We start from the raw sequence: 15,388 nt of genomic DNA, 5'->3' as shown, positions 1-15,388 counted from the left end.
ACGAAAATTAGCAGAGCTAAAAGAAAAAGCCGAGCATTAATTGCTCGGCTGCTTTTCTTATAAGGATTATTGGTCACTCAGTCGTTTTCCACCAACTGCATAATGATTTTTTGTCATTTCTTCAATGAAGACAACGATGTTTTCCTTTGGTGCACCCGTTGTTTCATTGACTGCAGCTGTTACCTTCTCTACAAGTAATTGCTTTTGCTCTTCTGTACGTCCTTCAAGCATTTTTACAGTTACATATGGCATTAGAATTCGCCTCTCTCTTCCGTTTCATTTTGCTTGATTCCATTTCATTTGTAGTTTTTCATATTTTAATAAAAGATGCAAGTACACGTCATTTGCATCCTTTTTCACTTTATTCACAAAGTCGTGTATACTTTTGTATAATTCGAAAATAAATGTATAGAAGGATTCTTATGTAAGGTTTTAGGATCCGGACGGAAAAGGGGTTGGATGCTTGGAACAATTTTTGGCCTTTTCACTTAAGGAAATTCCATATGTGGCAATTACGCTGATGATTGCTTTTACCATTCATGAATTTGCCCATGCGTATGTAGCATATAAATTTGGTGATTCAACCGCACAAAAGCAAGGAAGATTGACGCTCAATCCAATTCATCATTTAGACCCTATCGGTACGATTCTCATTTTTATTGCTGGCTTTGGCTGGGCGCGGCCGGTACCAGTTAATCGCTATTTCTTTAAGAATCCAAGGCTAGCGGGGATTCTTGTTTCGATCGCAGGACCGATCAGCAATCTTTTGTTGGCGATACTAGGATTTATCATTTGGTATGCGATGCTCGGAATGGGCGTAGCTGAAGGACTGCCAATGTTTGTACCGGAATTTTTTAATATTTTTATTCCACTTAATCTTATGTTGTTTGTTTTCAATTTGCTTCCGTTTCCCCCATTGGATGGATTTCGGATTATTGAAGACCTCGTTCCAGCTCATGTGCGCCCTAAGCTCACTCAATTTGAAGCATATGGATCAGTGATTTTTTTAATCCTTGTGATTACACCACTTGATCAATATACAATCCAGCCCATCTTTCGTACGATTTTGCCTGTATTAACGGATGGACTTGGAGATTTCTTTTATCGATTGTTTATCTAAAATTAACTGGTTATAAGCTAGTAGATATTATTCATTTTGAACTCAGATTAGGAGGATTCCCATGGAAGAAAAAAAGAAGAAGGATATCGGCTTTAATATTATTAAGAATGATCCAACAGATGGGCATGGAGGATTTGGCTCTGGCTCATTAACGTTAGATCACGTATCTCCAGTCATTATTGATGTCGATGCTGGTGAGGCAACGATTGAAGTAGGAGCTATGCATGCACGCAGTCCAGTGGAAAAAGGGATCAAATTTTTAAAGAGCAAAGAAGAGGTGCCTAATGGGAAGCCTTATTGGCTCATTTGGGTGACAGTTGATCGAAAAGTAGAAGGTCCATACTATGCGGGTGTGACTGCTTGTGAAATGACGGTAGATAGAGAAATTCGCAGAGGGTATAAATTATTGCCAGAGCATGTGAACCGGTTGGATAAATCGATTAAGAAGCATATTATTGTCGATCATATGGATGATAAATCAAAAAAAATCCTCGCTGATTTCCTTAAGAATCATAATCTTGACATGTGGGAACATTCGGATAAGCAATTAAAAACAGATTTGCAAGCCGATTAATCATATTCGTATGATTTTTGTCGAAATTGTGACAGTTTACCGACTAAAATTTTTAACTACTTGCCCAAACTCTATAAAATAAAGTAAACTATTTAACAGTGTGAATACACTGTGTAAAACTAGGACACGAAAAACCTCGGGGAGGAGTTCCCGAGGTTTTTCACTTTCTAGGCAGTTTTTTTTCTAAGAACTTCGTGTCATTCTTCTTATTTGGAAATCCATTAAGACCAGTCGAATAACTTTTTGTACCATGGCTTTTTTGGAGCCCTTTCCGTTTTATCAGGGACCTTTTCATCATGTAATAAATGCTCTGTACAGTATTCTGTTGGTTCCGTTCCTGCTACAAAGTAGGTAAACCGTTTGACTGGACAGTTCTCAGTAGCGAGCTTTCCGTTTTCGGGATTGACATAAACACCAATCGTCCCTTTAGGTGCAAGAAAGCTCTTAGCTGGTGTCCCTTTTAATGTGTCCTCCATAAAGCGAACCCAAATATTTTTTGCATAGGCTTTATCTGCAGACAATGTAATCGTTTTTCCTTTATCGTATCCAGTCCAAACAGCGGAGACGAGTTGGGGAGAATAGCCAACCATCCAGCTATCCGTGTCTGTTGTGCCTGATTTTCCTGCGTAGGTACGTGTCATCTGATTGGCCACTGTACTTCCTGTCACACTCGTATAGCCATTTAACTTCGGATCAAACATTCCCGTCATCATTTGTGTCATTACATAGGCAAGCTCTGGCTTTAAGATAGGAATGGTCTCGTTTTTTTGTTCGTAAATAACATCCCCTTGATAATTCTCTACACGTGTAACCATGGTCGGGGTCACCTTTTTTCCGCCATTGGCAAGAATGCTATAGGCATTTGCCATTTCGATGACTCTCACACCAGAAGTGCCTAGAGCTAAGGAAGGGACATTCGTCATTTTTGAAGTGATGCCAAATTTCTTGGCTGTATTTACTAGTGTATCTTCCCCTAAAAATAAATGTGTTTTTACTGCAAAGATGTTATCTGATAAGGCAAGTGCCTGTGCCATCGTGATCTCTCCGTTGGCATATTGACTATTAAAGTTTTTCGGTGTATAGTCTGGGCGGTTTTCTTCAAAATGAAACGTTGTTTGCTCACTGCGCATCACAGTTGAAGGGGTAAAGCCCTTTTCTAATGCTGCATAATAGAGGAGGGGCTTCATCGTTGACCCTGGCTGACGTACCGCTTGAACCGCTCGATTGAATGGACTTTCTTCATAATTCTTCCCACCAACCATTGCCATTACATGTCCGTTTTTCGGATTCATTGCGACAAGCCCAACTTGAATATCTGATTCCTCAGAAATATATCGTTCAACCGTTTTTTCAGCAACTTCCTGCTGTTTTAAATCAATCGTCGTATAGACTCTCAATCCACCTAGTTCAATGACTCGGTCATCGATATTTAATTCGGTTTTCAATATATGGCGAACGGCATCCTGAAAATAAGGAGCAGACTTTGTACGAGTATGGAGATGCTTCCCATTGTATGTGAGCTCTTCATTATAGGCATCAGCCGCCTCTTTTTTATCAATAATCTTGCTCGTAGTCATTGTGTGTAAAATCAATTTTTGTCTTCTTTTCGCATTTTCCATTGACTTGAATGGTGAATAAATACTCGCTCCCTTAGGGATGCCTGCCAGCATTGCGGCTTCACTAAGTGTTAGCTCACCTGCATGCTTCCCGAAAAAGTATTGACTGGCTGCTTCCGCTCCGTAAGCACCATGTCCATAATAAATCGTATTTAAATAGCCTTCTAAAATCTCTTCCTTCGAATAATTCATTTCTAGACGAATCGTATAGAAAGCTTCTAATAATTTTCGTTTCCACGTTTTTTCATGTGCGAGGAATAAATTCCTGGCATATTGCTGACTGATCGTACTTGCACCTTGTACCTTTGCCATTGCTTTAATATCAGCAATCAATGCACCGACAATCCGCTTATAATCAAACCCGTGGTGGGAATAAAACTTTCGATCTTCAATGGCAATCGTAGCATCAATTAAATCAGGACTAATTTGATCAAGCTCAACCCAATACCGTTTTTGTCCATTATGGCTTTCGCCAATGACGGTCCCATCATTCGAGTAGAATAGGGTGGACTGGGGGACAGTAAGCGGGGGAGGCCCAAGAATTTTTGCATAGAGCAAAACCCCTGCACCAATAAGCACGGCTAGCCCGAACCCAATTAAGCCAATAATAATGAATGCCCGGAAATACTTGCCTGCCTTTCTAAATCGCTGATTTGTTACGATCTCCATCTATGTGTTCCCCCCTTTTTGGCAAAGCTTTAACTAATACTTGCCTAAAAAACGCTATTATCTAGTATTGAAAAAATAAAGAGATTTTAAACATTTTTATGAAACAGATGTAATTTTTTCTTGCTTTTTTGCTAGATTCATCTATACTTTTTCTCATGTTTGTAATTTTCAAGTTAGGGTACGATAAGAAAACATGAATAATAAGAGATGAGAGTTACTTTAAATAGATGTAATTTTTAAATATAGAAGGGATGAGCAATGATGGGATTATGGTTTACTGAGAAACAGACTGAAAACTTCGGAATTACAATGAAGGTAAAACGCACTTTACATACAGAGCAAACAGATTTTCAAATGCTAGAGATGGTTGAAACAGAAGAATGGGGCAATATGCTTTTACTTGATGGCATGGTTATGACTTCTGTGAAGGATGAATTTGTCTACCACGAAATGGTGGCACATGTTCCGTTATTTACGCACCCAAATCCTGAGAACGTTCTTGTTGTTGGAGGTGGAGATGGCGGTGTCATTCGTGAGGTTTTAAAACATCCAAGCGTGAAAAAAGCGACACTTGTTGATATTGATGGAAAAGTAATCGAGTACTCAAAAGAGTATTTGCCAGAGATTGCTGGCATGCTTGATGATCCACGTGTCGATGTACAAGTTGGAGACGGTTTCATGCATATTGCTGAAAGTGAAAATGAATACGATGTCATTCTAGTAGACTCGACCGAGCCAGTTGGCCCTGCTGTCAACCTGTTTACAAAAGGCTTTTATGCTGGAATTTCGAAAGCATTGAAGGAAGACGGCATTTTTGTTGCCCAATCAGATAACCCTTGGTTCAAAGCAGATTTAATTCGAAATGTCCAAAAAGACGTAAAGGAAATTTTCCCAATTACAAATCTTTATGTGGCCAATATTCCTACATACCCAAGCGGCTTATGGGCATTCACAATTGGATCAAAAAAGTATGACCCACTAGCAGTAACTGAAGAACGCTTCCATGAAATTGAAACGAAGTATTATACGAAAGAACTTCATAAAGCTGCATTTGTCTTGCCAAAATTTGTACAAGACCTGTTGAAATAAAGATTGCAAAAAAAGACCGGATTTCGCAAATAAACGTAGGCATTTGCAAAAAAAGCTCGAGTTTCGCAAATAAACATAGGAATTTGCAAAAGAAGTTCGATTTTCGTAAATAAACATAGGAATTCGCAAATAAAATTAGAATATCGCAAATAAACATAGGTATTTGCAAAAAAAGATTGAATATCGCAAATAAACGTAGGCATTTGCAAAAAAAGCTCGATTTTCGCAAATAAACGTAGGAGTTTGCAAAAAAGATTGAGTTTCGCAAATAAACATAGGAATTCGCAAATAAAATTAGAATATCGCAAATAAACATTGGCATTTGCAAAAAAAGATTGAATATCGTAAATAAACGTAGGCATTTGCAAAAAAAGCTCGATTTTCGCAAATAAACATAGGAATTTGCAAAAAAAGTCCGAATATCGCAAATAAATCTAGGATATCGCAAAAAACTCAAGTTAAATAGAAAAACCAGGAATGACCCGCCTGAAAATATACATGAACGAGGGATGACAGACATGCGTTTTGATGAAGCATACTCAGGGAATGTTTTTATAAAAAGCCATCCGAATTACGAAGAAAGTGAAGCTGTACTATATGGAATGCCAATGGATTGGACGGTTAGCTATCGCCCCGGTTCTCGTTTCGGACCTGCTCGTATTCGTGAAGTATCCATTGGTCTGGAAGAGTATAGTGCATATTTAGACCGGGAATTAGAAGAAGTGAAATATTTCGACGCAGGAGATATTCCGCTTCCTTTTGGGAATCCACAGAAAAGTCTTGATATTATTGAAGAATTTGTGGATCAGCTTTTAGCAGCGGATAAATTCCCATTAGGAATGGGCGGCGAGCATTTAGTCTCATGGCCAGTCATGAAGGCGATGTATAAAAAGTATCCAGATCTTGCAATTATTCATATGGATGCGCACACAGATTTGCGTGAGAATTACGAAGGGGAGCCATTATCTCACTCCACTCCGATCCGCAAAGTAGCAGAATTAATTGGTGCACAAAATGTCTATTCTTTCGGCATTCGTTCTGGCATGAAGGAAGAATTTCAATGGGCGAAAGAAGTAGGCATGCATATTTCAAAGTTTGAGGTACTTGAACCATTAAAAGAAGTATTGCCAAAGCTCGCAGGTCGCCCTGTCTATGTCACAATCGATATTGATGTCCTTGATCCTGCACATGCACCAGGGACAGGTACAGTCGATGCTGGCGGGATTACTTCTAAGGAACTTCTAGCTTCTATTCATGAAATCGCACGTTCAGAAATCAAAGTAGTAGGGGCAGACCTCGTAGAAGTAGCGCCAATCTATGACCCTTCTGAACAAACAGCCAATACTGCAAGCAAACTCATTCGCGAAATGATCCTTGGTTGGATAAAGTAAGAAAAGCGGAAGCGCCTTGGTCATCGCCGTACAAACTGGAAGGTCTTCGACTGAGATAAAGGAAACACGGTTTGCGTTAGCGAACCGATGTTGACTTATCGTAGGGAGGAGAACTGAAGTTTGGTAGGCGATAGGCGCTGTAGCTAGACAAAGAAAAGCGGAAGCGCCTTGGTCATTCAATGATTCAAAATCACCCTTTTGACTTTTCAAGAGAAACGGAGACCCGCTGTCTCCGTTTTTTCGATTTACAGCCATAGGCAAGCTAGCACCGATTATCGTTTTCCACTATAATGTAATGAAAAGGATGTGTGGTTTAGTAGTGGAGCAAGTGCCTGTGAAGATAAAGGTAAAAACAGATATTAGTAATGAAAGCGAAAAGGAAACTTTTGAGCTTACTGCTTTTGGACAATACTATAAAAAAGAAAATGCAGTTTATCTCCAATACAATGAGGAAATGGAAGAGGGCACGGTTAAGACAATTATAAAAGTGTCAGATCAAGATGGACTCATTTTACGCAGTGGAGCAGTAAAGATGAGACTGCCCTTTCAAATAAATAAAAGGCTTCGTGGAAGCTATCACACACCATATGGCGTGTTTGAAACGCACACGTTAACAAAAAGATTTGTCCATCTATTTGATGAACAAACTAACATGGGTTCAATCGATCTTTTATATGAATTAACGATGCAAGGTGCACATGCTGGTACATACCATTTATCGATTACGTTTAAGGAGGAGGAAGAATAATGAATAGTGTAGAACAAATGCAACTAAAACTAAAACAAGAAATTAAAGATGCTGTTCTAAAGGTGAATTTAGCTGCAGAAGAACAGATTCCTGCCGTTATTCTGGAAATACCAAAGGAAAAGGCGCATGGAGATTACTCAACAAATATGGCGATGCAGCTTGCTCGTGTGGCGAAGAAAGCACCAAGACAAATTGCAGAAGCATTACTAGAAAATATAGACACTTCCAAAGCATCAATTAAAAAAATCGAAATAGCAGGACCTGGATTTATTAATTTCCATATGGATAACAGCTATCTATCGAATTTGATTCCAACGATTCTTGAAGCAGGGGATCGCTACGGAGAAACGAATATTGGCGGCAACCAGAAAGTTCAAGTGGAGTTTGTGTCTGCTAATCCAACTGGTGACCTTCATCTTGGGCATGCTCGTGGCGCAGCAGTAGGAGATACGTTAAGCAACATCCTTGCGAAGGCAGGCTATGAGGTGTCCCGTGAATATTATATTAATGATGCGGGAAATCAGATTAATAATTTAGCTTTCTCAGTTGAAGCACGTTACTTCCAAGCACTAGGGCTGGAAAAGGAAATGCCGCAAGACGGCTACCATGGCGCAGATATTATTGGCATTGGAAAGAAACTTGCTGATGAATATGGAGATAAATATGTCCATATCGATGAACAGGAGCGTTTTGACTTTTTCCGTGAATATGGATTAAAGGTAGAAATGGCGAAGCTGAAAACAGATTTAGAAGAATTCCGTGTGCCATTCGATGTTTGGTACTCAGAAACCTCTCTTTATAAAAATGGAAAAATTGATACGGCATTAGCTACTTTAAAGGAGAATGGCCATATCTATGAAGAAGAAGGCGCAACATGGTTCCGTTCAACAACCTTTGGAGATGATAAAGACCGTGTTTTAATTAAAAATGACGGATCTTACACATATTTAACACCAGATATTGCTTACCATAAAGATAAGCTTGAGCGTGGATTTGAGCAGTTGATTAATATTTGGGGCGCAGACCATCACGGCTACATCCCTCGTATGAAAGCAGCAATCCAAGCACTCGGCTATAACCGGGAAGCATTAGAAGTAGAAATCATTCAGCTCGTTCACTTGTATAAAAATGGCGAGAAAATGAAAATGAGCAAACGTACAGGAAAAGCAGTGACCATGCGTGATCTTGTGGAAGAAGTTGGTCTTGATGCCACACGTTATTTCTTCGCAATGCGAAGTGCAGACACTCATATGGATTTTGATTTAGATTTAGCTGTTTCCCAATCAAATGAAAATCCAGTCTATTATGCGCAATATGCACATGCGCGTATTTCAAGCATTTTACGTCAAGGAGAAGAACAGGGGTTAACGGTTGACAGCAATGCTGATTTCACACTCATTTCTTCTGAAAAGGAAATGGATGTCCTTAAGAAATTAGGTGAATTCCCACAAGCAGTCGGTGAAGCAGCCACGAAGCGATTGCCACACAGAATCACGAATTATATTTTTGAATTGGCATCAACGTTCCATAGCTTCTACAATGCGGAGAAAGTATTAGACGCAGAGCAACCTGAACGAACAAAAGCACGTCTTGCGCTAATCAAATCCGTTCAGATTTCTTTAAAAAATGCACTAGCATTGATTGGGGTTTCTGCACCAGAAAAAATGTAAATACAATGGGCTATCCCAAAAGTCATTTAGAAACGAATTCATGGGACAGTAAATAGGTTCAATAATGTATAAAAACATTCAAAATCACAAATAAAGCAAACAAAGAACGCATGGATCCATGCGTTTCTTTTTTACACTTTTTTGCGGACATTGAGTCCGTTATTAACATAAATTATGCTATTTTGGTGAGTTTGCGGACACTGAGTCCGTTATTTGCTAATAAATAGGGGGAAATAACATACTTTCAGACAAATAACGGAACGTATGTCCAATAATAATGTGAAAGTACAATGATTGTTGCAAATAGCGGAACATATGTCCTTTTCATTATAATAACGGTACAAACCACCTAGCAATCCATTCTTTCACCGTTCGCTGTGGATCAGGTTTATTTAATGCTTCTAATGTTAAAGGCATGGAGTTTTGAAGATCAAGTTGAATGACATCTAGGACCTCTTTTATAAAAGAGTGATCAAAAATATAACAGTTCATCTCATAATTGATAAATAAACTTCGTCGATCAAAATTAGCTGTACCAATATCACAAATCTCATCGTCAATAATCATTGTTTTCGCATGATAAAAACCATTCAGAAACTCATACACATGGGCGCCGTTTTTGAGCAGCTTTCGTAAATATGGATAAGAAGCCTCCTTTACAAGAAGATGATCTGTTATCTTTGGAACAAGAATAGTCAGAGTGACCCCTCTGTTCATAGCCTTGCTTAAGTCATTTACTAATTGGGGGCTTGGGATAAAATAGGGTGTGCCAATAAAGATGCTTGACTTTGCCTGATGGATGAGTGCTGAAAAGGTTTCTTCTAAATAGGCTCCTTTAGAAGGAACGAGTTTATGCTGTACTTTTCCTTTGGCTAGCAATGGGAAATAGTCCATATTCGCTAATAAATCGTTGCCAAGTTCATACGCCCAGTCTGAGAGAAATTCCCTCTGAAGATCGGCAACTCCCTCACCCGTAATTTTTAAATGGTAATCACGCCATGGGTTTAGTTTTTTATCTTGATTCACATACTCTTTTCCGATATTGAATCCGCCTACATATCCTACTTTTCCATCAATGACTGTTACTTTTCGGTGATTTCTTGCTTGCAGTGAATAAAAGAGAAAAGGCAGCTTTATTTTATTAGAAAAGGAGAATTCGATTCCGTGACTTTTCAACTCATTCCTTAATTTTTTCTTAATAGGAAAGCTCCCCATCCGATCAAGGAGAAGGCGGACTTCGATGCCTTCTACTGCCTTTGCTTTTAAGATGGAGAAAAACTTTTGACTAATCTTATCATCTTTTACGATATAAAATTGAATATGAATATGGTGCTTGGCCTTTTGTAACTCTGAGAAATACTCTTCAAATAATTCAGGACCCTTCGTAAACATGTCCATATGACTCTCTCGTAATGGGGAGTTTAGAGGCTTTAAGCCCTTTATTTGTCTTTTCCGACCAAAGGAAAAATCAAAGGAGAGCCACAAAATGAGTAAGAGGAAAATCAGTGCGAGTACAATAAATATCTTCATTGCTATCTTCTCCCCAAAGTGGTTTCCGATTATTATCTCCTTTAAGCGGCATTCTATAATAATTTCAGAAGAAAAATAAAAAACAGGTTGACTGAATGCTCATTCATTATATAATAGAAACAAGTGATAATATCTGAAAATTTGTTTCTGTTAAAAATTTTCGACTAGTAGATATTTTAGCAATACAGTGAAAGGAGCATGAACAATATGAATGGTTTATTGTGGATTAATTTAATCGCATTTCTCCTTGTAACCGCTTACGCTATTAGTTTATTCGTATATGTGGTAAAGACACGAATAGAGTATATGAAGCTCGGGAAAAAGGTTGAGTTCGATAATAACGTAAAGGAACGTTTGAACAAAATTTGGGTCAATGTATTTGGACAGAAAAAACTAATGAAGGATAAGAAAAGCGGGGCCATCCACGTGATGTTCTTCTATGGCTTTATTCTCGTTCAGTTTGGGGCCATTGACTTTATTATAAAAGGAATTAAGCCAGGTGCTCATTTGCCGCTAGGGCCATTGTATCCTGCCTTTACATTTTTCCAGGAGATCGTTACTTTAACGATATTAGTAGCCGTTATTTGGGCGTTTTATCGTCGTTATATTGAAAAGCTTGTCCGACTAAAAAGAGGGTTTAAGTCAGGGCTTGTTCTTATTTTTATCGGTGGATTAATGGTATCAGTTCTTGTAGGAAATGGAATGAGCATGATCTGGCATGGACATGAAGGAGTTTGGACAGAGCCTGTAGCCTCCTTAATTGCAGGAGCCTTCTCTTGGATGAATGTGACAGCTTCTGTCGTTGTATTCTACATTTCTTGGTGGATTCATTTGCTATTCCTGCTCGCATTCCTTGTATACATTCCACAGGGCAAGCATGCACATTTAATTGCAGGACCTGCTAATGTGTATTTAAATCGACTGGAGAACCCAGGGAAATTAACGAAAATTGACTTTGAAGATGAATCACAGGAATCATTTGGTGTAGGGAAAATTGAAGATTTCACACAGCTCCAAATGGTTGATCTATATGCATGTGTAGAGTGTGGACGCTGTACAAATATGTGCCCAGCAACAGGCACAGGCAAAATGCTCTCGCCAATGGACTTAATCTTAAAGCTGCGTGATCATTTAACAAACCACGGGGCGGCTGTTACGTCTAAAAAACCTTGGGTGCCGACGTTTGCCTTCGCAAATACACAAGGGAACCAGCTTGCTTTAGCTGCATCAGGCAAAGGAGCTCAAGAAGCAGCTGCAGGGCTAGCTTACAGCCCAAGCCTAATCGGTGATGTAATTACGGAAGAAGAAATCTGGGCATGTACAACTTGCCGAAACTGTGAAGATCAATGTCCGGTTATGAATGAGCATGTCGATAAAATAATTGACCTCCGCCGTTATCTTGTCCTAACAGAAGGGAAATTGGATGCTGATGCACAACGTGCGATGACAAATATCGAACGTCAAGGCAATCCATGGGGACTGAACCGGAAGGAAAAGGAAAACTGGAGAGAAGCGCGTGAGGATGTTTATATCCCGACAGTGAAGGAATTGAAAAAATCTGGCGAAGAATTTGAATATCTTTTCTGGGTTGGTGCGATGGGATCGTTTGATAACCGCAGCCAAAAGATTGCGCTATCCTTCGCAAAATTAATGAATGAAGCTGGCGTGAAGTTCGCTATTTTAGGAAATAAAGAAAAGAACTCTGGAGATACGCCAAGACGTCTTGGAAATGAATTCTTATTCCAGGAGCTTGCAACGAAAAATATTGAAGAATTCGAGAAAAATGAAGTGAAGAAGATCGTGACAATCGATCCGCACGCCTACAATATTTTCAAAAATGAATACCCTGATTTCGGATTAGATGTAGAGGTTTACCACCATACCGAAATTCTATATGACCTTGTAAATGAAGGAAGATTGAAGCCGCTGTATGCAGTGAATGAAACAATCACCTTCCATGATTCCTGTTACTTAGGACGTTACAATGACGTGTATGATCCGCCACGAGAAATTCTGAAAGCCATTCCTGGTGTGAAGCTTGTGGAAATGGAACGAAGCCATGAAAAGGCGATGTGCTGTGGAGCAGGTGGAGGATTAATGTGGATGGAGGAAGAAACAGGCCACCGAATTAATGTCTCTCGTACAGAACAAGCATTGGCTGTGAATCCGGGGATTATTAGTTCTGGCTGTCCATATTGCTTAACGATGCTTTCGGACGGAACAAAAGCGAAGGAAGTAGAAGAAAAGGTTGGCACATACGATGTAGCTGAAATCCTTGAAAAGTCAGTAATCGGTGAGAAGGAAACATTAGCTTCCTAATAAGGAAAAATCAATGAGTAGAAATTGAAGCATAATGAAATTCATAATAAACAATTTTATGAATTTTGTATAAAATGTTTCAATTTCTACTATTTTTAAAGTAATATAGAATAAAGCGCTTTCAATTTTTTTTAAATCTTCTTCGAGCGAGCGTTCAGTCAACAAATCCACTAGTAAACAATCACCTACGAACAACTACAAGAACATGAATACCATTAATTTTGACTCTGTTATTATTCACTGTTGCTTTTTTTCATATGTGTATAAGCATTTATAGGCGGAGAATTTCCTCCTAATAGATAAAGAGAATGCTGATGAAGCAGAAATAAGCGAAGATATTCCGGTTCACTGCTCTAAATTTGAAAAGACTCAAAGATTTGAATCATATAAGCGGAAAAACTCCCCTTATTAGTAAGAAAAAATGGGTATTTTTCAATTTAGTCGGAATTTCACCGTTTATTTTTCAAACAGAGTAAAAATCAATATTTAGTTATAACAGAGCTTTATTTTTAAATACAAACAAATAGATGTAAGGAGCGATTTATGATGGGGAAAACCGTTATTCTAGCTGGTGCACGAACACCGTTTGGTAAATTTGCAGGTGGCTTAAGTAGCTTTTCGGCATCAGATCTTGGCGGCTTTGCGGTGAAGGAAGCACTAAACCGTGCAGGAGTGAAGCCTGAAGAGGTAGGAGAAGTCATTTTAGGTACAGTACTCCAAGGAGGACAAGGGCAGCTTCCATCGCGTCAGGCAGCAAGAAAGGCTGGATTGCCGTGGGAAGTAAAGACGGAAACCGTGAACAAAGTATGTGCTTCTGGCATGCGCAGTGTCACGCTTGGTGATCAGATTATTCGTTTAGGCGATGAAGAGGTCATTGTCGCTGGCGGAATGGAATCAATGAGCAATGCCCCGTATTTTTTACCGAAGGCACGCTGGGGATTACGAATGGGAGATGCAGCGGTTAAAGACATGATGACACATGACGGGCTGAGCTGCAGCTTTACAGGTGTTCACATGGGGACTTATGGAAATGAAGCAGCTGAAGAGCTAGCAATTAGCCGTGAGGAACAAGATCGCTGGGCACTTAGGAGCCATGAGCGGTCCATTGCAGCAATGGAATTAGGGAAATTTGCAGAGGAAATTATCCCTGTTGCGGTACCACAAAGAAAAGGCGAGCCGATCATTGTTTCTGAGGATGAGTCTCCAAGAAAGGATACATCTATTGAAAAATTAGCGAAGCTTGGATCAGCTTTCGGTCAAGGCGGGACGATTACTGCAGGGAATGCACCAGGCGTCAATGATGGGGCAGCGGCACTTGTACTAATGAGTGAGGAGCGGGCAGCCCGTGAAGGCAGAGAGCCGCAAGCCTACATTTTAGGTCATGCAGCGATTGGTGTGGAAGCAAAGGATTTCCCAAAAACACCAGGGCTTGTTATTAATGAGCTCCTTAAAAAGACAGGGAAGTCAGTTGATGAGATTGACTTATTCGAAATTAATGAAGCCTTCGCCGCTGTGGCTCTAACAAGCGGCAAGATTGCTCACTTAGATGAAGAGAAAGTAAATGTGAATGGCGGAGCGGTTGCGCTTGGCCATCCAATCGGTGCAAGTGGGGCACGGATTATTTTGACATTAATGCATGAATTAAAGCGTCTAGGTGGTGGGGTCGGCATTGCGGCTATCTGCAGCGGTGGCGGTCAAGGCGATGCGATTATGATTGAAGTACCAAAATAAAAAAGCTTTAAATTGGGGGAAGAACAATGAATGTAAAAAAAATAATGGTGATCGGTGCAGGGCAAATGGGCGCTGGTATTGCTCAAGTATGTGCACAAGCAGGATACAGTGTCGTATTAAATGATCTTAAGCAAGAGTTCGTCGATCGCGGACTTGCAGTAATTAATAAAAACCTTAGTCGTCAAGTAGAAAAAGCAAGACTCACACAGCAACAAATGGATGAATTCATAAATAATCTTATCCCTTCTACGAATATAACAGATGCGACGGAGGTAGATTTAGTGATCGAGGCAGCTGTTGAAAACATGGAAATCAAAACGAAGATTTTCAAACAGTTAGATGAAATCGTGCCAGATCATGTCATTCTTGCAAGTAATACATCTTCTTTGCCGATTACTGAAATTGCAGCAGCAACAAATCGTCCGGAGAAAGTGATCGGAATGCATTTCATGAATCCGGTACCTGTTATGAAGCTTGTTGAAATTATCCGTGGACTCGCAACAGCTGATGAAGTGTATCAAACGATTGAGGATATTACGAAAACATTAAATAAGATTCCAGTTGAAGTGAATGACTTCCCTGGATTTGTTTCGAACAGAATTCTTATGCCAATGATCAATGAGGCCATCTTCACTTTGTATGAAGGCGTGGCAACGAAAGAAGCGATTGATGAAGTGATGAAGCTCGGGATGAATCATCCAATGGGGCCATTAACACTCGCTGATTTCATCGGCCTTGATACTTGCTTATACATTATGGAAACACTCCATGAAGGATTTGGCGATGATAAATATCGCCCATGTCCGCTTCTAAGAAAATATGTAAAAGCAGGCTGGTTAGGAAAGAAAACGGGCAGAGGCTTTTACGTATACGAATAAAGGCAGTTGAAGAATGGTTTGTTAACTGTTGATTTTCATGTATGTGGAGTAAT

12 protein-coding genes are annotated in these 15,388 nt (G+C 39.6%); 9 read left to right on the top strand and 3 right to left on the bottom strand.

The features are described 5' to 3' along the window. Nucleotides 1-66 precede the first annotated feature (66 nt). Nucleotides 67-252, bottom strand: coding sequence for a 2-hydroxymuconate tautomerase (locus J2Z40_RS15225; RefSeq protein WP_066398374.1), 186 nt, complete (start codon nt 250-252; stop codon nt 67-69). A gap of 211 nt (nt 253-463) precedes the next feature. Here J2Z40_RS15225 and J2Z40_RS15220 point away from each other — a divergent pair, with 211 nt between their 5' ends. Together J2Z40_RS15220 and J2Z40_RS15215 are read left to right on the top strand one after the other, a co-directional pair. Continuing rightward, a complete protein-coding gene (locus tag J2Z40_RS15220; protein ID WP_066398373.1) occupies nt 464-1,120 on the top strand; it encodes a site-2 protease family protein in 657 nt (218 codons plus the stop codon). A 61-nt stretch (nt 1,121-1,181) separates the two neighbouring features. Further along, complete coding sequence (locus J2Z40_RS15215; RefSeq protein WP_066398370.1) at nt 1,182-1,694, top strand: YwhD family protein; 513 nt, start codon at nt 1,182-1,184, stop codon at nt 1,692-1,694. Nucleotides 1,695-1,915: 221 nt separating this feature from the next. Here the strand turns inward: J2Z40_RS15215 and J2Z40_RS15210 are convergent, their stop codons facing one another. Beyond that, the gene (locus J2Z40_RS15210; RefSeq protein WP_066398358.1) at nt 1,916-3,979 is read right to left on the bottom strand and encodes a transglycosylase domain-containing protein; all 2,064 of its coding nucleotides are present in this window, start codon (nt 3,977-3,979) and stop codon (nt 1,916-1,918) included. A gap of 261 nt (nt 3,980-4,240) precedes the next feature. On the opposite strand from J2Z40_RS15210, the gene speE reads away from it, so the two are divergent. The 4 genes from speE to argS all read left to right on the top strand — a co-directional run bounded on the left by speE (nt 4,241) and on the right by argS (nt 8,877). Next, nucleotides 4,241-5,068 carry a spermidine synthase gene (gene speE, locus J2Z40_RS15205; protein WP_066399613.1) on the top strand — a complete coding sequence of 276 codons (828 nt, stop codon included), beginning with the start codon at nt 4,241-4,243 and terminating at the stop codon, nt 5,066-5,068. Nucleotides 5,069-5,586: 518 nt separating this feature from the next. After that, nucleotides 5,587-6,459 carry an agmatinase gene (gene speB / locus J2Z40_RS15200; protein ID WP_066398357.1) on the top strand — a complete coding sequence of 291 codons (873 nt, stop codon included), beginning with the start codon at nt 5,587-5,589 and terminating at the stop codon, nt 6,457-6,459. Between the two features lie 334 nt (nt 6,460-6,793). Next, nucleotides 6,794-7,207, top strand: a complete 414-nt coding sequence (locus J2Z40_RS15195; protein ID WP_342590343.1) for a YwiB family protein — start codon at nt 6,794-6,796, stop codon at nt 7,205-7,207. Next, nucleotides 7,207-8,877 carry an arginine--tRNA ligase gene (gene argS / locus J2Z40_RS15190; RefSeq protein ID WP_066398351.1) on the top strand — a complete coding sequence of 557 codons (1,671 nt, stop codon included), beginning with the start codon at nt 7,207-7,209 and terminating at the stop codon, nt 8,875-8,877. Before J2Z40_RS15195 ends, argS begins: the two co-directional genes overlap by 1 nt. A 327-nt stretch (nt 8,878-9,204) precedes the next feature. On the opposite strand, the gene cls is transcribed toward argS, so the two are convergent. Further along, entirely contained in the window at nt 9,205-10,407 is a 1,203-nt protein-coding gene (cls, locus tag J2Z40_RS15185) for a cardiolipin synthase (RefSeq protein ID WP_066398349.1), read from the bottom strand. Between the two features lie 207 nt (nt 10,408-10,614). Here cls and J2Z40_RS15180 point away from each other — a divergent pair, with 207 nt between their 5' ends. From J2Z40_RS15180 to J2Z40_RS15170, 3 genes are all read left to right on the top strand, one after another. Next, nucleotides 10,615-12,726, top strand: a complete 2,112-nt coding sequence (locus J2Z40_RS15180) for a (Fe-S)-binding protein (protein WP_066398343.1) — start codon at nt 10,615-10,617, stop codon at nt 12,724-12,726. Between the two features lie 546 nt (nt 12,727-13,272). Further along, on the top strand, nt 13,273-14,457 hold the full coding sequence (locus J2Z40_RS15175; RefSeq protein ID WP_066398338.1) for an acetyl-CoA C-acetyltransferase: 1,185 nt from the start codon (nt 13,273-13,275) through the stop codon (nt 14,455-14,457). Between the two features lie 26 nt (nt 14,458-14,483). Continuing rightward, nucleotides 14,484-15,335, top strand: a complete 852-nt coding sequence (locus J2Z40_RS15170; protein WP_066398335.1) for a 3-hydroxybutyryl-CoA dehydrogenase — start codon at nt 14,484-14,486, stop codon at nt 15,333-15,335. The last annotated feature ends 53 nt before the right edge of the window (nt 15,336-15,388 follow it).

Source organism: Cytobacillus eiseniae, assembly GCF_017874625.1.
GTDB classification, from domain to species: Bacteria; Bacillota; Bacilli; order Bacillales; family Cytobacillaceae; genus Cytobacillus; species Cytobacillus eiseniae.
The sequence above is the reverse complement of the archived record's forward strand: the minus strand, read 5'-3'. Positions and strand labels throughout refer to the sequence as shown.